Genomic DNA, 19264 nt, shown 5'->3' on the forward strand with positions numbered 1-19264 from the left:
ATTTTAAATTTGAATCTTATTGTTTAATGAAATTGAGGAAATACACATCATTTTCGTTCATTTCAATTTCTTTTGAAAAATTCCCTTTTGCATCTACAGTAAGTTTTTCTATTTTAAAAACCGATCCATTATTATTTTCTTTTAGCTTTTTTACTTGTTCTTTTGTCAACTGATTCGGTTTATTCATCCCTAAATAATCGGTAAAAGCGTCGTTTGATTTATAACCTACTTTGTAAATTTCTAAATTATAATTACCTTCTTGCAAACCTGCAACTTCAATTTTTACTTTTCCTTTATACTTTGAAGGTAAATCTTTTATATAATATTGTTGATTGTTGGTAGCTTCTGGCAAAGTGTAGGTAAAATCCCAAAACAGCAGTTGCACATCTCCTTTTTTATTTTTTGTTGCCCAAGAAGAAGTGTCAGTATTTTGAAGTTCGGTTTCTCCCAATTTGTTTAGAAAGGAATAAGAGAAATAGGCTGGCTTCTTAATTCCTTGAGTATTCAACAAGCCAAAACCACCGTGAAAAGGGGTAAATCGTGGTCCTGGTTCTTCGAAAATATCAGTAAAAACCCAATACGACATCGAGTTGGCGGCATTCCCTACTTGTTTCAGTTTTTGAAGAATATAAGCAGCCGAATGGTAACTGTCGTGAATGGGATCGGCTGGTGTGTAAGAGGAACTCCATTCGGTATAATGCAATTCGAGATTGGGTTTGACTGAAGAGGCAATTTGTTTACGAGAATTAATAACATCGCCACTTACGCTCGAAGTTTCTTTACTCAAAACCGTTCCGCTTTGTCCAAATTCATCTAAAAAACCTTGTCCAACACCGTAGCTATGGGTTGAGATAAAATCTATTGGCACATTATTTTTATCGCAAAATGCTATCGTTTCAGGAACCCAACCCGCTCCAGCTGTTGCAGGGCCACCTACTTTGTAATCTGGATTTACACTTTTTATTCCTCTAACAGCGTAATCATAGAGTTTGAAATATTCTGCTTGAGTGCCCGTCCAAAATCCTGGAGTTAAATTGGGTTCATTCCAAACTTCGAAATACCAAGTTTTTACTTCATCAGCTCCATAACGTTCTGTAAAATGTTGGGTTAAATTTCGAATTAAATCTTCCCATTTTTTATAATCTTTTGGAGGAGTTACGTTGCCTTTCCACCAAAAAATGGTTTCTTTTCCACTGGCCAAAGCATTAGGCATAAACCCCAATTCAACAAAAGGTTTCATCTTGATACTTATAAGAAAATCGAATAAAACATCGACATATTGGTAATTGTATTCTGGATTTCCTTTGCTATCTTCACGATAAACCGCCATATCATCGGTCAATAAACCGTGCATTCTAATGTATTTGAAATCGCATTCTTTCTTGACCATAGCCAATTGCTGTTGCCAATCGGCACGCAATCCTTCATTGGCTCTTCCTGCTCCAACACATTCTTTGAACATGGTATTGAATTTTCCTGCCGATTGATTCGAATTCACCTTAATGATTCTATCTGTTGAAATTTGCCCAAACAAGCTAACATTGGTCAGACAGATTAGCAAAACTGATGCGAAAATGTTATTTTTCATGATACTTTAATTATATTTTTTTTAATCGAATACACTCTTTTATACTTATGGTAAATTTGACAACAAGTTTACTGTTTTATTTTTATATTTGCAATATGATTAGCCATATATTTATGTATATCATAATATATTATTTATGTTTTTACTAAATCATCAATAATTACAACATTTTATATTTTTAAATAGCACATTTATTTATTAATATTGAAGTCTAAAGAGTCTTTTTTTTGAAAGAAAATCAATTTACCATGAGAAATCATTAAATTTAATTTCAAAAAAAATAGAATGAAGTCCAATAAAATCCAAACAAAGAATCAATAACTTCTAATACTCTAACAACTATGAATGAAATTTCTATTGACTGTGTCATTTTTGGTTTTAAGAACGGTATTCTTAATGTCCTTTTGGTAAAACATGCCATTGGTGACAGCAAAGGCGAATGGGGACTTCCTGGTGGTTTGATTTTGAAAAAAGAAGCAATTGATGCTGCTGCTCAAAGAACACTGAAAGAACTTACGGGTTTAGATAATATTTTTTTAGAACAACTAAAAGCTTTTGGAGAACCCAATCGAATTCCTTTGGGAAGAGTCATCACAATTGGATATTATGCTTTAATTAATTTTGACGATTATGATGTAAAAGCAGGAATTACCGTATCTGAAGCCAAATGGTATAAAATAGATTCTATTCCTAAATTAATTTATGACCACAATGAAATTTTAGATTTTGGTCTGAAAAAGTTGCAAACTCGCATTCTATCAACCCCAATAGGATTTAATTTATTGCCTGAAAAATTTACTTTATTGCAATTAATGCATCTTTATGAAGAAATTCTTGGCAAAGAATTAGACAAATCAAACTTTCGTAGAAAAATTTTGAAAATGAAATTACTTGTAGTCCTAGACGAAAAACAACAAGATGTATCTCATCGCGCAGCCAATTTATACAAATTTGACGATGCTATTTACAAAAAACTCAGCCAAAAAGGGTTTAATTTTGAGATTTAAACCCGCTAGTTTTTAGATTGAACAAAATCAGTAATAGTTTTATCAAAGCTTTCACCATTAGAAAGAAAAGAACTTCGAATGGGTAAATAGAAAAGTTGCTCTTTGGTCAATTTCCCTTTCAAACGCATAAAATCTTTTTCGGTGGTAAGGATTATCTTGTTTTGTGTTTTGTTCTTAATTTCTAATAAATCATTTTCCGAAAAATGATGATGGTCTGGAAAAACCAATTTCTCATCATTTTGGCTTTGCAAATGATTGAAAAACGGCTCCGGTTTGGCAATTCCTGCCACAAGCAATTTATCTACAGACTTAATTTCGCTAACTTTCATCGATTTTTCTTCCGAAAAAATAGAATCATCATAATCAATGAAAGAAAAATACAATTCTTGATTCGAAACCAAATTCAATTTGTCCTTAATTATATTTTGTTCGTCAAGCGAAAGATGGGATGGACATTTTGTAACAATAACCAAATTGGCTCTTTTTGCTCCGCTCCTACTTTCTCGCAGATTTCCTGTTGGCAACATAAAATCATCCGAATACAAATCACCATACGAAGTCAGTAAAATATAGAAACCTGCTTTTACTTTTCGGTGTTGAAAAGCATCGTCCAGCAAAATAATATCGGGCTTTTCGAGTTGAGAAAGCAATTGCTCAATACCATTTTTTCTATCGGCATCAACGGCAACCCGAATGTTTTTGAATTTTTGATAAAACTGAAATGGTTCGTCTCCCAAAATTTCAGCATTCGAAGTAGCATTGGCCAAAACAAAACCTTCGGATTTTCTTTTGTAACCACGACTTAAAGTAGCCACTTTATATTTTGAAGAAAGCAACCGAATTAAATATTCGATTTGGGGTGTTTTTCCGGTTCCGCCCACGCTGAGATTTCCAACGGCAATAACGGGAATATCAAATGAATAAGATTTCAAAATTCCTTTATCAAAAAGAAAATTCCGAATACTGGTAATGATTCCATACAAAATGGCGAAAGGAAAGAATATTTTTCGAACTAAATTCATACTACGAAAGTATAATAATTTATCTTTGAATTAAAATTTTGTTTCTTTTGTTTAATGTTTGAACTTTTCAAATTAAAACTTCAAGCCTTAAACTTTTAACCTAAAAACAATGAAAATCAAAGAAATAATTTCCGTACTCGAAGAAATGGCACCATTAGCTTATGCCGAAGACTTTGACAATGTAGGTTTATTGGTTGGAAATCAAAATTGGGAAGCAACGGGAGCTTTGGTTTGTCACGATGCGCTCGAAAGTGTAATTGAGGAAGCTATTGCAAAAAATTGCAATTTGGTGGTTTGTTTTCATCCTATTTTGTTTTCCGGTTTGAAGAAAATCACGGGCAAAAACTATGTAGAACGCTCTATAATCAAAGCCATAAAAAATGACATTGCTATTTATGCCGTTCATACCGCCTTGGACAATCATCAAGAAGGCGTCAACAAAATATTCTGCGATGCTTTGGGGTTAACCAATACTAAAATTCTAATTCCGAAGTCGAATTTCATTCGAAAATTAGTCACATATACCATTCCAGAAAATGCTGAAAAACTCCGAAATGCCTTGTTTGATGCTGGAGCAGGAAATATTGGCAACTACGAAAATTGTAGTTTCAACTCCAAAGGAATTGGAACTTATATGGGCAATGAACACAGCAATCCCGAAATTGGAGAACGCTTTGAATTTGTAGAAAATGAGGAAATAAAAATAGAAGTCACTTTCGAAAAACATTTGGAAAACAAAATCCTGAAAGCACTTTTCAAAAATCACGTATATGAAGAAGTGGCTTATGAAATTTATGATTTGCAGAACAAAAATCAAAATATGGGATTAGGAATGATTGGCGAATTACCAGCTCCAATGGATGAAATAGCTTTTCTTAATCTGGTAAAAGACAAAATGCAAGCTGATGGGATTCGACACAGCTCTTTTTTAGGCAAGTCGATAAAAAAAGTGGCCGTTTTGGGCGGTTCAGGAAGTTTTGCTATAAAAAATGCTATTCAGGCTGGAGCCGATGCTTTTTTGACCGCCGATTTGAAGTATCATCAGTTTTATGAAGCCGAAAATCAGTTAATTTTAGCCGATATTGGTCATTTTGAAAGCGAACGCTATACAAAAAATTATATTGTTGATTTTCTTCGGAAAAAAATCCTTAATTTTGCAATCGTTTTATCAGAAGAAAATACAAATCCAGTTAAGTACTTATAGACAATAGAATATGGCGACTACAAAAGAATTGAGTGTTGAAGACAAATTAAGAGCAATTTATGATTTACAATTGATTGACTCAAGAATTGACGAAATTAGAAACGTGAGAGGTGAACTTCCTCTTGAAGTAGAAGATTTAGAAGATGAAGTTGCAGGATTAAGCACACGTTCAGAGAAATTGAAAAAAGATCTCGAAACTATTGAAGAGCAAATCAAAGTGAAGAAAAACGCTATTGATGAGCACAAAGAGTCAATCAAAAAATACACCAAGCAACAAGAAAGTGTACGTAACAATAGAGAATTCAACTCTTTGACCAAAGAAGTAGAATTTCAAGAATTAGAAATTCAATTGGCCGAGAAGCAAATCAAAGAAATGAAAGCTTCTATCGAACATAAAAAAGCAATTATTGCAGAATCAAAAGAGAGATTAGAGATTAAATCGAATCACTTAAAACATAAAAAATCAGAATTAGACGATATTATGTCTGAAACTGCAAAAGAAGAAACATTCTTGTCCGATAAATCATTTGAATATAGAGCCTCTATCGAACCTCGTTTACTAGCAGCTTATGATCGTATTCGTTCAAGTGTTCGCAACGGATTGGCTGTTGTTTCTATCGAAAGAGGAGCTTCTGCAGGATCATTTTTCACTATTCCGCCACAAACTCAAGTAGAGATTGCTGCTAGAAAAAAAATCATCACTGATGAACATTCTGGAAGAATCTTGGTTGACAGTGTATTGGCCGATGAAGAGAAAGAAAAAATGGAACAGCTTTTTGCTAAATTCTAAAAATAGTTAAGTCCCGATACAAATCGGGACTTTTTTTATACTATATTTAGTCCGCTATGCGGACTTTATTTTTTTAAGGCAATAGGGTCGTAATCATATTATTTTGTTTATGAAAAAAACATTTTATTTTTTGCTAACCAAATCAATTGGGTCTTACATCAACCTAATGAGTTTTATATTTCCAGAAAAAGCTATTCAAATGGCTCACGGCTATTTTAGTGAACCTAGAAAAGGAAAAATCACCCAAAACAAACTTCCTAAAACCTTACAAGGAGCTCATTCAGAAACAATCTTTCATAACGAAGATGTAATTCAAACCTATATTTGGAAGGGAAATGACACTGTAATTTTGCTTATTCACGGTTGGGAAAGTAATTCCTCTAGATGGAAAAAAATGCTTCCTTATTTAACAAAATCAGGAAGCACAATAGTTGCCATCGATGGTCCTGCTCAGGGATTGTCTAGTGGCAAAGAATTTACCGTTCCAAAATATGCCGAGTTTATGGATATTGTTGCCAAGAAATACCAACCAAATTTTATAATTGGCCATTCAATGGGAGGGCAAACCTGTTTGTACTATCAATACAAATACCAAAATCCCAATATTCGAAAAATGGTAATTCTAGGTGCTCCAAGTGATTTTACTATTATTCTAAACAACTTCACCAATTTATTAAGTATAAATAGTAAAGTAACCAAAGCGTTAGAAAACAAATACACCCATTTTTTGAATCTGGATTTATCTCAATTTTCATCCAAAGAATTTGCTTCTAAAATAGAAACAAAAGGTCTTCTTGCTCACGATATTGATGACACCGTGGTATTATTTAAAGAAGCAAAAAAAATAGCTGAATCTTGGAAAGATGTTCAATTTATTGAAACTAAAGGTTTGGGACACAAACTTCACGATGATGAATTGTATCAAAAAATCAATAAGTTTTTGTTTGAATAGCTACTATTTTCTACACAGAGATTCACTAAGAAAACGCAAAGTTTTGCTAAGGTTTTAATAATTTTACTTTGAGTATCTCTGCGATTTACTTTGTGAATCTCTGTGTAATAACTGTTTTTACGTACTCAAATTGTTTACTTTTGCACTATGGAAGAAAATCTAAAACGTCTCAATAAATTCATTGGAGAAACTGGTTTTTGTTCGCGTCGTGAAGCGGATAAAATCATTGAAGAAGGTCGAGTAACTATCAATGGGGTTGTTCCAGAACTAGGAACTAAAGTTGCGCCAGACGACGAAGTGCGAATTGACGGCAAATTAATTCGAGTGAAAAGAGCCAAATCAATCTATCTGGCTTTCAACAAACCTGTGGGAATTGAATGTACGACCAATTTAGATGTTCGTAATAATATTGTAGATTACATCAATTATCCAACCCGAATTTTCCCGATTGGACGATTAGACAAAGCCAGTGAAGGCTTGATTTTTATGACCGATGATGGCGATATAGTCAACAAAATTCTTCGTGCCAGAAACAATCACGAAAAAGAATATACCGTAACGGTTAACAAACTTATTACCGATCGTTTTATCGAAAAAATGAGCAATGGCGTTCCAATTTTGGACACGGTTACTCGAAAATGCAAGGTAGAAAAAATCAGTTCGACGACCTTTAAAATCATATTGACCCAAGGTTTGAACCGTCAAATCCGTAGAATGTGTGAGTATTTGGGTTATGAAGTTATTGCTTTGAAACGCATTCGAATCATCAATATTTCATTGGATATTCCAGTAGGAAGATATCGTGATTTAACCGAAGCAGAAATCAAGGAATTGAATCAACTTATCGAACCTTCGAGTAAAACCGAAGAAGCAAGTTTACCAAAACCTGAGAAAACAGAAATACCTAAAAAAAGAACCGAATTCATCAAAAGAGATGATCCAAGGTTTAAGAGAAGAGGCAATTATTAGAATTAATTAAGAATTATTTTATAAATTCAATTTTTTGAGCTTCTTCTTCGTTGATACTATCAAAAAATCCTTGTTCGTTCATCCAGTCATCACTAAACACTTTACTCATATAACGAGAACCGTGATCTGGGAAAATTGCAATTATATTACTATTTTCATCAAACTCTCCTTCTTCGGCATACTGTTTTATAGCTTGAAGAACGGCTCCAGATGTATAACCCACGAATAAACCTTCCGTTTTGGCTAATTCTCTAGTAGAATGTGCACTTTCTTCATCGGTAACTTTCATGAACTTGTCGATAACGTCAAAATCTGTTGCAGAAGGAATCAAATTTTTTCCTAAGCCTTCAATTCTGTACGGGTAGATTTCGCTATTATCAAATTCTCTAGTTTCGTGGTATTTTTTTAATACAGAACCAAAAGCATCAACGCCTAAAATTCTAATATTTGGATTTTTTTCTTTTAAAAATTTTGCCGTCCCAGAAATGGTTCCTCCTGTCCCGCTACAAGCAATAAGATGGGTAATTTTACCATTAGTTTGATTCCAAATTTCAGGTCCAGTAGATTTGTAATGTGCATCAACATTAAGCTGATTGAAGTATTGATTGATATAAACAGATCCTTTAGTTTCTTCGTGTAAACGTTTGGCAACATTGTAATAGGAACGTTCATCATCGGCAGAAACGTGTGCAGGACAAACATAAACTTTTGCTCCTAAGGCACGCAACATATCGATTTTGTCTTTAGAAGATTTGGAAGTAACAGCCAAAATACAATTGTATCCTTTGATGATACTAACCATTGCTAAACTAAAACCAGTATTTCCTGAAGTAGTTTCTATTATTGTATCTCCTGGAGTAAGGATTCCTCTTCTTTCGGCTTCTTCAATAATGAATAGAGCTATTCTATCTTTGGTGGAATGACCTGGATTAAAAGCTTCTACTTTAGCGTAAAAATTTCCTTTTAATTCTTGGGTAACTTTATTTAATTTAATGAGCGGTGTGTTGCCTATTAATTCTAAAATATTATTATAAGCTTTTATTTCTTCTTTCATAAAAAAATAGTTAATCAAGGACTCTTTTTTATTCAACTTCAAATCCCTGCAAATTTAACAAAAATAATCTAATTACTTTTTAATTTTTTCTAAATCTAATAAAAAACAATATTCTTTTGCTAATTCCTTAATCGCTTCAAACCTTCCAGAAGCTCCTCCGTGACCTGCATCCATATTGGTATCGAGAAATAAAACAGAATCATCTGCTTTTTCACTTCGCAACTTAGCCACCCATTTAGCTGGTTCCCAGTACTGTACCTGAGAATCATGCAATCCTGTTGAAACATACATATTGGGATACTTCTGTTTTTTAACATTATCATAAGGTGAATAAGAAGCCATATACTTGTAATATTTTTTAACATTTGGATTCCCCCATTCGTCATATTCTCCTGTCGTAAGTGGGATGCTTTCGTCCAACATTGTGGTTATAACATCTACAAAAGGTACTTGAGCGATGATTCCGTGATACAATTCGGGAGCCATATTTACAATTGCTCCCATCAGCAATCCTCCTGCCGAACCACCTTCGGCATACAAATGTTCAGACGAAGTATATCCTTGTTCAATGACAAATTTAGAACAGTCAATAAAATCAGTAAACGTATTTTTCTTTTTTAACAATTTACCGTCTTCATACCATTGCCTTCCCAAATCTTCGCCTCCGCGGATGTGTGCTATAGCAAAAACAAATCCTCTGTCTAATAAAGACAATCGTGTAGATGAAAAAGTAGCATCCATCGAATGTCCATAAGAACCATAGGCATATAACAACAACGGATTCTTTCCGTTTTTCTCCAATCCGTTTCTGTAAACTACCGAAATTGGTACTTTCGTTCCATCTTTTGCCGTAGCCCAAATTCGCTCTTCGGTATAATTATTTTTATCAAATTTACCTCCTAAAACCTGTTGCTCCTTCTTGATTTCCTTGATTTTAGTTCTCATGTTAAAATCAATCACAGAAGAAGGAGTTGTCATCGATTGATAGGAATAACGCAAAATATCAGTGTCAAAATCTACATTTGTTGAAGTATAAGCAGTATAAGTTTCACTATCAAAAGGCAAATAGTATTCTCCCTCCCCGCTCCAAGGCATAATTCTAATTTTATTCAAACCATTAGTACGCTCTTCTAGCACCAAAAAATCTTTAAAAATCTCAATATCTTCTAATAAAACATTGTCACTATGCGATATAACTTCTGTCCAATTCTCTTTAGAAGTTGCTGTTTCTAAAGTTTTCATCAACTTAAAATTCGTGGCTTTCTCTGCATTGGTCATGATGTAAAAACTATCACCATAATGATTGATACTGTATTCCAAACCTCGAATTCTTTTTTGAAAAACTCTAAATTTTCCATCTGGATTATCAGCTTCTAATATTTGATATTCTGTAGTTAATGTACTTCCCGACTCTATCGCAAGATATTTTCTAGACTTCGATTTAGCAACCTCAACATTATACGTTTCGTCCTTTTCAAAATAAACTAATACATCATCAGCCTGAGTTGTTCCTAATTTATGCTTGAAAATTTTATCAGAACGCAAAGTCACTTCGTCTTGACTGGAATAAAAAATAGTCTTATTATCATTTGCCCAAACTGCATTTCCAGAGACTTTTTCGATTTTATCGGATAAAATTTTACCCGTTTCTAAATTTTTGATTTGAATATCATAAATTCTACGCCCAACAACATCCGTACTAAAAACAGCCAATTTATTGTCGGGACTAATACTCAAACCACCTAATTGAAAATAAGATTGTCCTTTGGCTAATTTATTGCAATCGAATAAAATTTCTTCTTTGGCCGAAAGGCTTTCTTTTTTTCGGGAATAAATAGGGTAATTTTTTCCTTTTTCGAATCGGGTGATGTAATAATAACCGTTATACAAATACGGCACCGACTCATCATCTTCCTTGATTCTGCTCTTCATTTCTTCAAATAATTCCTTCTGAAATACTTTGGTATGAGCCGTCATTTTTTTATAATAGGCATTCTCTTTGTTAAGATAATCAATAACTTCTGGATTTTCTCGATCATTCAACCAATAATAATTATCAATTCGTACATCGCCGAACTTTTCTAATTTTTTAGGGATTATTTTAGCGATTGGTGGTTGAATTTTTTTAGACATATTGCAATCTTTCTATTTATATTGTGTTAACCACAAAAATACACAAACCACTATAAAACGAGCCTATTTTTAGTTAAAAAATTAAATTGAATATCAAGCTACAAAAGAGTAATTTTGCATTAAACTTTTAAAATTATAACAATGGATTTAATGGGAATGATGGGTAAATTGAAAGAAACCCAACGAAAAATGGAAGAAACAAAACTGCGTATGGATACTGTTTTGATAGACGAACAAAGCAATGACGGCGCATTGAAAGTAACCTTTACAGCAAACGGAAAATTAAAATCGATTGCGATTGCTGATTCATTATTAGAAGACAAAGAACAACTAGAAGATTATTTAATTGTAACCTTAAACAAAGCCATCGAAAAAGCAGCAAAAGTAAACCAAGCTGAATTAGATGCTGTCGCAAAAGTCGATATGCCAATGATTCCAGGAATGGATGAAATGTTTAAATAATTTAAATTATGAGTTATTAATTATTAGTTGAATAATTAATAACTCATAATTTTCCTAAGGTTTCCAATACATAAGAATGCATCACTTCGCGATAATCCAGATGGGTGACAATTCGGAGTTTTCCTTGTCCCATCGAGCTTATCCCAATTCCTTTTTGATGTAATTTTTCTAATAAAACTGCTTCGCTAATTTGCGGATGCAACGAAAAAATTAAAATATTAGTTTCTATAGGTTCAACCTTAGCAACCCAATTCAATTTTTCTAAAACAGCACCTATTTCTTTGGCACGACGGTGATCTTCTGCTAATCTTTCGATATTATTTTCCAAAGCATAAAGTCCTGCTGCCGCCAAATAACCTACTTGTCGCATTCCTCCACCTAATATTTTCCTAATTCGCAAAGCTCTGTGAATAGTGGCTTTATCAGAAATTAATACTGAACCTATTGGTGCTCCCAAACCTTTAGACAAACAAACCGATATAGTATCAAATAATTTTCCGTATTCCAATGGATTGTCATTAGTAGCAACCAAAGCATTCCAAATTCGGGCACCATCTAAATGAAATTTTAAATTATTGGCATCACAAACTTGGTGGATTTTCTTGAATTCTTCAAAATCATAACAAGCACCACCTCCTTTATTAGTGGTATTTTCTACACAAACCAAACTCGTAAGCGGACTATGATAAAATTCTGGATCATTGATTGCACAAGCCACTTGTTCGTCCGTAATCATTCCGCGATTTCCGTCCAATAAACAGCAGGAAACACCGCTATTAAATGAAGCTCCACCACCTTCATAATTGTAAACGTGAGCCCATTTATCAGCAATTAATTGCTCTCCGGGTTGAGTATGTAGCTTGATTGCCGTTTGATTGGCCATCGTTCCTGAAGGAAAAAAAAGACCTGCTTCCATTCCAAACATTTCGGCAACTCTGGCTTCCAATTCGATGACTGTTGGATCTTGTTTGTAAACATCATCTCCTACTTCTGCTCGAAACATGGCCCGCAACATTTCCTGAGTTGGTTTGGTTACAGTATCACTAATTAAATTTATTCGCATTTTTGAATTTATATTTAAAAATAGCCCTACCGGATTAGGGCTCTACATAAAATTTTCTATTTTTGTGCCACAAAATTACTATAATTTATGACAACTACCGAACAAATAAAAGGTATTGTAGAGCGCCTTGGTGCGTTGAGGAGGTATCTTTGACGTTGATGCCAAGCTTATCGAAATTACCAACGAAGAAGAAAAAACTTTAGCTCCTGATTTTTGGAACAATCCCAAAGAAGCCGAAAGCTATGTAAAAATCCTTCGTTCGAAGAAAAAATGGATTGAAGATTACAATAAAGCAGTTGAAATGACTGATGAATTGCAATTGGCCTACGAATTCTTCAAAGAAGGAGAACTTTCTGTAGAAGAATTGGACGATCAGTATAATGGTACTCAAAAACATATCGAAGCGATTGAATTCAAGAATATGCTTTCGGATGAAGGCGATAGTTTGAGTGCTGTTTTGCAAATTACAGCTGGTGCTGGTGGAACCGAAAGTTGTGATTGGGCTTCAATGTTGATGCGAATGTATATGATGTGGGCCGAAAAAGCGGGTTACAAATTACGAGAACTGAATTACCAAGAAGGTGATGCTGCGGGTATAAAAACAGTAACTTTAGAAATTGAAGGTGATTATGCTTTTGGTTACCTAAAAGGTGAAAATGGAGTGCATCGATTGGTACGTATTTCCCCTTTTGACAGCAATGCCAAACGCCACACTTCTTTTGCTTCAGTTTATGTCTATCCATTGGTTGATGATACTATAGAAATTGAAATCAATCCTGCCGATATTGTCATCACAACGGCACGTTCGAGTGGTGCTGGAGGACAAAATGTGAATAAGGTAGAAACGAAAGTGCAATTAGTTCACAAACCTTCGGGAATTCAAATTCAATGTTCGGAAACCCGTTCGCAACACGATAATAGACAAAGAGCGATGCAAATGTTGAAATCGCAATTGTATGAAATTGAATTGAAAAAACAACAAGAACAACGCTCGGATATTGAAGCCGGAAAAATGAAAATTGAATGGGGTTCGCAAATCCGAAATTATGTGATGCAACCTTATAAATTAGTCAAAGACGTCCGCACTGGTTTTGAAACCAGCAATGTCGATGGCGTAATGAATGGCGAAATTGACGAATTCCTAAAAGCGTTCCTGATGATGATGGGACAACGAGAGGAAGAATAGTGTCCAGCATTCAGTATTCAGTGTTCAGTTGAAATAATTTAGACCCGATAGCTATTTTTAAATTCTATCGGGTTTGTTTTTTGAAGCCCCATTTACTACAACGTGGTAGTTTTATATAGTGTTAAAATATCAATTTTTCGAGTAGATTTAATCAAATTTATTGCCTGCTGTTTCTATAAATACCTTAAGTTTGTTTCAAATTTAATTTGAAAAACGACTACAAATGAGCAAGATATTACCCGAAAAATATAGACATCCCTACGCTTTTAATCCTAAATATAAAAAATCTGCTGTGTATTTTTCAATGGAATTTGCCATTGACCAATGCTTAAAAATTTATTCTGGCGGATTAGGCTTTTTGGCTGGTTCTCATATGCGAAGTGCTTATGATTTGAAGCAAAATGTTGTTGGAATTGGAATCTTGTGGAAAAAAGGATATTACGACCAATTCAAACAAGAAGACCTTTCGATGGGAGTTCTTTTTCAAGAAAAAAACTATCATTTCTTAGAGGATACTAATATAAAATTTACCATAAAAATCAACAATCACGATGTTTGGGTAACGGCTTTTTATTTGAAACCCGAGACTTTTGGTACAGTTCCAATGTTTTTTCTATCGACAGATTTACCCGAAAATGATTATTTAGCCAAATCGACCACTTTCCGTTTGTATGATTCAGATACCAATGCCAAAGTAGCTCAAACAATGGTTTTGGGTCTTGGTGGTGCCAAATTATTAGACGCCTTAGACTATGAACCCGATGTGTATCATTTAAATGAAGCCCACGCGGTTTCTTGTGTTTTTCATTTGTACAATAAATTTAAAAGTGTCGAAGCCATTCGAGAAAAAATGGTGATTACCACTCACACTCCTGAAGAAGCAGGAAATGAGAAACACAACATTCACTTCCTAGAATCATTGAGCTTTTTCGACGGACTTCCTTTAGATAAAGTCAGAGAAATTACGGGAATTTATGATGACACTTTCAATCATACTTTGGTTGGACTTCGATTGAGTCGTATTGCCAATGGCGTTTCAAAATTGCACGGTGAAGTTTCGCGAGATATGTGGAAAGATTATCCTGGAATTTGCCCGATTACTCATATAACTAATGCCCAAAACAAAAAATATTGGGTAGATCCTTGGCTTGACGAAGCTTTTCAAAATAAAGATAGAGACGCATTAATCAAAAGAAAAACAAGACTAAAAGCAAAGCTTTTTGAAGTTGTTGCCGATCAAACTGGGAAGATTTTTGACCCCAATGTTTTCACTATTATTTGGGCAAGACGATTTGCCGAATACAAACGACCCGATTTAATCACCAGAGATTACGAACGTTTTATAAAATTACTGGCCAACACAGATAAACCAGTTCAAATTATATTTGCAGGAAAACCCTATCCAATGGATTATGGTGCTATTCACAACTTTGACAATCTGACTCATATTAGCAAAAACATCAAAAATATGGCAGTGCTAACGGGTCATGAATTGAAATTATCACGTCAGTTAAAAGAAGGTGCCGATGTTTGGTTGAACAATCCGAGAGTGACAAGAGAAGCTTCGGGAACCTCAGGAATGACTGCGGCAATGAATGGTGCGCTGAATTTTTCGACCAATGATGGTTGGGTTCGTGAGTTTAAAGATTTGAACAAAACCCAAAATTCTTTTGTACTTCCAATTGTGGATCATACCCTACCAACGCATCAACAAGACGAAATGGATTTAGAAAATCTGTATGAAATGCTCGAAAACAAAATACTTCCTTTATATTATGATACTCCAAAAAAATGGTGGAATTTAGTAGAGACCAGTATGAAACAAATTGTTCCGTTTTTTGATTCATCAAGGATGGTCGATGAATACTACAAGAAGTTGTATAAGTAAATTACTGTTTCAGTAAGAATAATGCTGACCTAACAGTTTTTATAACTTGTTAGGTCTTTTTTTTTTAAATCCCGCTTTCAAAACATCCAAATTTCCCATAATAATAGTTGGATTTTGTTTGGGGTCGAGCCAATTGACCATAATCTTCATATATTCTTCTTGAATAGCCACACAACCTGAACTGAAAGAAGCCATTTTTATGTCATTTGAAATAAATGTTGACTTCGGCTGCAATACCAATTTTAAAAAATTGTATGATTATTATATCATTTTATAAATAAAACCTATTAAAAGACCTAATTAGTTTAGTTATGCATAATTAATTAGGAATTCCTGTTCAAATTCGTTTTATTTGGTAAATACAAATCCATCTAAATCAGGACCCCTTAATGACATATACAATTCAAGAAATAAACGAAGTTTTAAAAGGCACAATTGTTGGCGATACTTCCATAAAAATAACCGCACCAGAACAATTAGAATTAGCCAGTAATTCGGAAATTTCTTTTATTGGAAACAAAAAATACGAAAAATGTTGGCAAAATTCTAAAGCGTGTGTTGCTGTAGTTAACGAAGATATTTCCATAAATCCTGGCGAAAACAGAGCATTTATAAAAGTTAAAAATGCTGATTTGGCTATGTCACAAGTTTTATCTCTTTTTGCCCTACCTACTCCACTATTCAACACAGATATTCACCCATCAGCAATTATTGATATTACGGCTATTATAGGAAAAGGAACTCGAATTGGAGCTGGAAGTTATATTGGTCCTAAAGTAGTTCTTGGCGAAAATGTTACTATTTACCCAAATGTAACTATTCTGGACGAATGTACAGTCGGCAAAAACACAGTAATCTGGCCAGGAGCAGTTATTCGGGAGCGTTGTCATTTAGGAGATCATTGCATTATACATCCCAATGCAACTATTGGTGCAGATGGTTTTGGATTTAGACCTTGCCCAGAAAAAGGCTTGGTAAAAATTCCACAAATTGGAAACGTAATTATAGGAAATAGTGTCGAAATTGGAGCTAATTCGTGTGTTGATAGAGGAAAATTTAGCTCTACTGTTTTAGGCGATGGCTGCAAGATTGACAATTTAGTTCAAATTGGTCACAATAGCATATTAGGTAAATTTTGCATAATGGCTGGAAATTCAGGATTAGCGGGTTCAGTAACCCTCGGAAATGGTGTTATCATTGGCGGAAGCGCCTCCATAAAAGATCACACCACGATTGGTGATGGCGCTATCGTTGGAGCTGGTTCTGGTGTTACTTGTGATATTCCACCCGGAAAAACAATGTTAGGTTATCCTGCTGTCGAAGCTCGTGATGCCTTAAAACAATGGGCGATTCTAAAACGTATGGTCAGCGATTCTAAGAAATAAATTGTTACCATAAAATTGACCGCAAATTCGCAAATTTTAAAATTATTTAAAAAAAAAATCTGCGAATCTGCGGTAAAATATTTCTCTCGAATATTCTAAAATTTGTTCCAACAGTTTTCGTAATTTAGCCATCGCTATTTTTAGACAAACACAATTGCATTATGGATTTGAACTTCAATAAAAACGAAGACCACAACAAACTACTTCTTACTGACTTGCGTCAAAAATTGGCCAAAGTAAAACTGGGCGGTGGAGAAAAACGCATCCAAAAACTACATTCCGAAGGCAAAATGACCGCACGGGAACGCATTGATTATTTGCTAGATGCTAAAGGAAAAAGCATTGAAATTGGTGCTTTTGTTGGAGAAGGAATGTATGCCGAACACGGTGGTTGTCCGTCGGGTGGTGTGATTGTGAAAATTGGGTATATCAAAGGGAAACAATGTATTGTTGTAGCCAATGATGCTACCGTAAAAGCGGGTGCTTGGTTTCCCATTACGGCAAAGAAAAACCTCAGAGCGCAAGAAATTGCAATGGAAAACAGATTGCCTATTATTTATTTAGTGGATTCGGCTGGGGTTTATTTGCCTTTGCAAGACGAAATTTTTCCTGACAAAGAACATTTTGGTCGCATTTTTAGAAATAATGCCTTGATGAGCAGTATGGGAATTACCCAAATTGCAGCCGTTATGGGAAGTTGTGTGGCTGGCGGAGCTTATCTTCCGATTATGAGCGACGAAGCTTTAATTGTAGATAAAACAGGGAGCATATTTTTGGCAGGAAGTTATTTGGTTAAAGCAGCCATTGGCGAAAATATTGACAACGAAACTCTAGGTGGAGCCACAACTCATTGCGAAATTTCGGGAGTTACCGATTATAAAGCCAAAGACGACAAAGACGCTTTGGACAAAATAAAAAATATAGTTGACAAAATTGGCGATTATGACAAAGCCGGTTACAGCCGAATTAAACCCGTTAAACCCGCTTTAGAAGAAAAAGATATTTATGGCATTTTGCCAAAAGCTCGAAATGAGCCATACGATATGATGGAAATCATCAGGCGATTAGTTGATAATTCTGAATTTGATGCCTACAAAGAAGGCTACGGCCAAACCATAATCACAGGTTATGCTAGAATTGACGGTTGGGCTGTGGGGATTGTGGCCAATCAGCGTAAAGTGGTAAAAACCAAAACAGGAGAAATGCAATTTGGCGGTGTTATCTATTCTGATTCTGCGGATAAAGCGACTCGTTTTATTGCCAATTGCAACCAAAAGAAAATTCCATTGGTTTTCCTGCAAGACGTTACCGGATTTATGGTAGGATCTAAATCCGAACAAGGAGGCATCATAAAAGACGGCGCCAAAATGGTGAATGCCGTTTCGAATTCGGTGGTGCCAAAATTCACAATTATTGTTGGAAATTCATATGGAGCAGGAAATTATGCCATGTGTGGAAAAGCCTATGACCCGAGATTAATTATGGCTTGGCCAAGTGCTGAATTGGCCGTTATGGGAGGAACTCAAGCCGCCAAAGTATTGGCACAAATTGAAGCTTCTTCTTTAAAATCCAAAGGTGAAATCGTGGATGAAGCAAAAGAAAAGGAATTATTTGATAAAATAAAAGCTAGATATGATGAGCAAACTTCGCCTTATTATTCGGCTTCCAGACTTTGGACAGATGCTATTATTGACCCTTTAGATACGAGAACTTGGATTTCGATGGGAATTGAAGCTGCCAACCATTCGCCAATTGAAAAGAAATTTAACCTTGGTGTGATTCAGGTTTAACGATGAAAAAAATATTCTTTATTACAATTGCTTTTATTTCACTAAATATTAGTGCTCAAAAACTTCATGAAAAAGGCAAATATGTGGCCGTTAATGGCGTAAAACTATTTTACGAAATATATGGTGAAGGCGAACCCTTATTGATGATTCACGGCAACGGTGGTTCTTTTTCTTGCTTTGAAAATCAAGTAAAAGAATTCTCAAAACATTTTAAAGTCATATTAGTAGATTGCCGAGGAAGAGGAAATTCAACCTATCAAAAAGGTATTGAATTGACTTTTGACTTGCAAGTTCAAGATATTAATTTATTTCTTGACCAATTAAATATCCCAAAAACGAATATTTTGGGTTGGAGCGATGGAGGAATAATTGGTCTTTTATTGGCATTGAAACATCCTGAAAAAGTCAATAAATTAGTGACATCAGGAGCTAATATTTTTCCCGAAGGAGTTATTGATTTCGAAGATATGAAGAAAACAGTGCTTGATTTAGAAAATAAAAATAAAAATCACGAAAATGATTTGGCCATTGATTTGAACAATTTAGATTTAAAATATCCCAATTTGAATTTCACGGATTTGAATCTTATAGAATCTAAGACTTTAATTATAGCCGGCGATCACGATATGATTAAAGGAGAACACACGCTTAAAATTTATGAATCCATTCCTAATGCACAATTGGCAATTTTGCCTAATAGTTCGCATTCTGCTTTGATAGAAAATTCAACACTTTTTAATGAAATAGTCTTGCGTTTTTTAATGCAATGAA

At 34.5% G+C, this 19264-nt stretch carries 17 protein-coding genes; 11 read left to right on the top strand and 6 right to left on the bottom strand.

The window, feature by feature from the left end; translation table 11 throughout:
• Positions 1–16 precede the first annotated feature (16 nt).
• Positions 17–1588, bottom strand: a complete 1572-nt coding sequence (locus tag C3L50_RS04255; protein ID WP_103804900.1) for a GH39 family glycosyl hydrolase — start codon at positions 1586–1588, stop codon at positions 17–19.
• Positions 1589–1929: 341 nt separating this feature from the next.
• Between C3L50_RS04255 and C3L50_RS04260 the strand changes: the two genes are divergently transcribed.
• Positions 1930–2595: an NUDIX hydrolase gene (locus C3L50_RS04260; RefSeq protein ID WP_103804901.1), complete on the top strand. Its 666-nt coding sequence runs from the start codon at positions 1930–1932 to the stop codon at positions 2593–2595.
• Between the two features lie 5 nt (positions 2596–2600).
• Here the strand turns inward: C3L50_RS04260 and lpxK are convergent, their stop codons facing one another.
• Positions 2601–3617: a tetraacyldisaccharide 4'-kinase gene (gene lpxK / locus C3L50_RS04265; RefSeq protein ID WP_103804902.1), complete on the bottom strand. Its 1017-nt coding sequence runs from the start codon at positions 3615–3617 to the stop codon at positions 2601–2603.
• A gap of 109 nt (positions 3618–3726) precedes the next feature.
• Between lpxK and C3L50_RS04270 the strand changes: the two genes are divergently transcribed.
• The 4 genes from C3L50_RS04270 (at position 3727) to rluF (ending at position 7532) form a co-directional block, all read left to right on the top strand.
• Complete coding sequence (locus C3L50_RS04270; RefSeq protein ID WP_103804903.1) at positions 3727–4821, top strand: Nif3-like dinuclear metal center hexameric protein; 1095 nt, start codon at positions 3727–3729, stop codon at positions 4819–4821.
• A 10-nt stretch (positions 4822–4831) separates the two neighbouring features.
• On the top strand, positions 4832–5611 hold the full coding sequence (locus C3L50_RS04275; protein WP_103804904.1) for a zinc ribbon domain-containing protein: 780 nt from the start codon (positions 4832–4834) through the stop codon (positions 5609–5611).
• Positions 5612–5777: 166 nt separating this feature from the next.
• Positions 5778–6563, top strand: coding sequence for an alpha/beta hydrolase (locus C3L50_RS04280; protein WP_243400337.1), 786 nt, complete (start codon positions 5778–5780; stop codon positions 6561–6563).
• 147 nt (positions 6564–6710) lie between these two features.
• The gene (rluF, locus tag C3L50_RS04285; RefSeq protein ID WP_103804906.1) at positions 6711–7532 is read left to right on the top strand and encodes a 23S rRNA pseudouridine(2604) synthase RluF; all 822 of its coding nucleotides are present in this window, start codon (positions 6711–6713) and stop codon (positions 7530–7532) included.
• Positions 7533–7545: 13 nt separating this feature from the next.
• Here rluF and C3L50_RS04290 read toward each other — a convergent pair whose 3' ends face one another.
• The gene (locus C3L50_RS04290) at positions 7546–8586 is read right to left on the bottom strand and encodes a PLP-dependent cysteine synthase family protein (RefSeq protein WP_103804907.1); all 1041 of its coding nucleotides are present in this window, start codon (positions 8584–8586) and stop codon (positions 7546–7548) included.
• A gap of 72 nt (positions 8587–8658) precedes the next feature.
• Positions 8659–10719 carry a S9 family peptidase gene (locus C3L50_RS04295; RefSeq protein WP_103804908.1) on the bottom strand — a complete coding sequence of 687 codons (2061 nt, stop codon included), beginning with the start codon at positions 10717–10719 and terminating at the stop codon, positions 8659–8661.
• A gap of 141 nt (positions 10720–10860) precedes the next feature.
• On the opposite strand from C3L50_RS04295, the gene C3L50_RS04300 reads away from it, so the two are divergent.
• A complete protein-coding gene (locus tag C3L50_RS04300; protein ID WP_103804909.1) occupies positions 10861–11181 on the top strand; it encodes a YbaB/EbfC family nucleoid-associated protein in 321 nt (106 codons plus the stop codon).
• 43 nt (positions 11182–11224) lie between these two features.
• Here C3L50_RS04300 and C3L50_RS04305 read toward each other — a convergent pair whose 3' ends face one another.
• Complete coding sequence (locus C3L50_RS04305; RefSeq protein ID WP_103804910.1) at positions 11225–12244, bottom strand: threonine aldolase family protein; 1020 nt, start codon at positions 12242–12244, stop codon at positions 11225–11227.
• Positions 12245–12331: 87 nt separating this feature from the next.
• On the opposite strand from C3L50_RS04305, the gene prfB reads away from it, so the two are divergent.
• Positions 12332–13430 (top strand): peptide chain release factor 2 gene (prfB, locus tag C3L50_RS04310; RefSeq protein WP_108723448.1). Its coding sequence is split into 2 segments (ribosomal slippage): positions 12332–12394 and positions 12396–13430, totalling 1098 coding nucleotides; the frame shifts between segments, so codons are not numbered across the junction.
• Between the two features lie 223 nt (positions 13431–13653).
• The gene (gene glgP / locus C3L50_RS04315; protein ID WP_103804912.1) at positions 13654–15318 is read left to right on the top strand and encodes an alpha-glucan family phosphorylase; all 1665 of its coding nucleotides are present in this window, start codon (positions 13654–13656) and stop codon (positions 15316–15318) included.
• Between the two features lie 39 nt (positions 15319–15357).
• Here the strand turns inward: glgP and C3L50_RS16270 are convergent, their stop codons facing one another.
• On the bottom strand, positions 15358–15513 hold the full coding sequence (locus C3L50_RS16270; protein WP_165783969.1) for a hypothetical protein: 156 nt from the start codon (positions 15511–15513) through the stop codon (positions 15358–15360).
• A 194-nt stretch (positions 15514–15707) separates the two neighbouring features.
• On the opposite strand from C3L50_RS16270, the gene lpxD reads away from it, so the two are divergent.
• The 3 genes from lpxD (at position 15708) to C3L50_RS04330 (ending at position 19263) form a co-directional block, all read left to right on the top strand.
• Positions 15708–16703 (top strand): UDP-3-O-(3-hydroxymyristoyl)glucosamine N-acyltransferase, encoded by a 996-nt coding sequence (lpxD, locus tag C3L50_RS04320; protein ID WP_103804913.1) that lies wholly within the window; start codon positions 15708–15710, stop codon positions 16701–16703.
• Between the two features lie 161 nt (positions 16704–16864).
• A complete protein-coding gene (locus C3L50_RS04325) occupies positions 16865–18493 on the top strand; it encodes an acyl-CoA carboxylase subunit beta (RefSeq protein ID WP_103804914.1) in 1629 nt (542 codons plus the stop codon).
• 2 nt (positions 18494–18495) lie between these two features.
• On the top strand, positions 18496–19263 hold the full coding sequence (locus C3L50_RS04330; RefSeq protein ID WP_103804915.1) for an alpha/beta fold hydrolase: 768 nt from the start codon (positions 18496–18498) through the stop codon (positions 19261–19263).
• Position 19264 lies beyond the last annotated feature (1 nt).

The organism is Flavobacterium alvei, assembly GCF_002920895.1.
GTDB classification, from domain to species: Bacteria; Bacteroidota; Bacteroidia; order Flavobacteriales; family Flavobacteriaceae; genus Flavobacterium; species Flavobacterium alvei.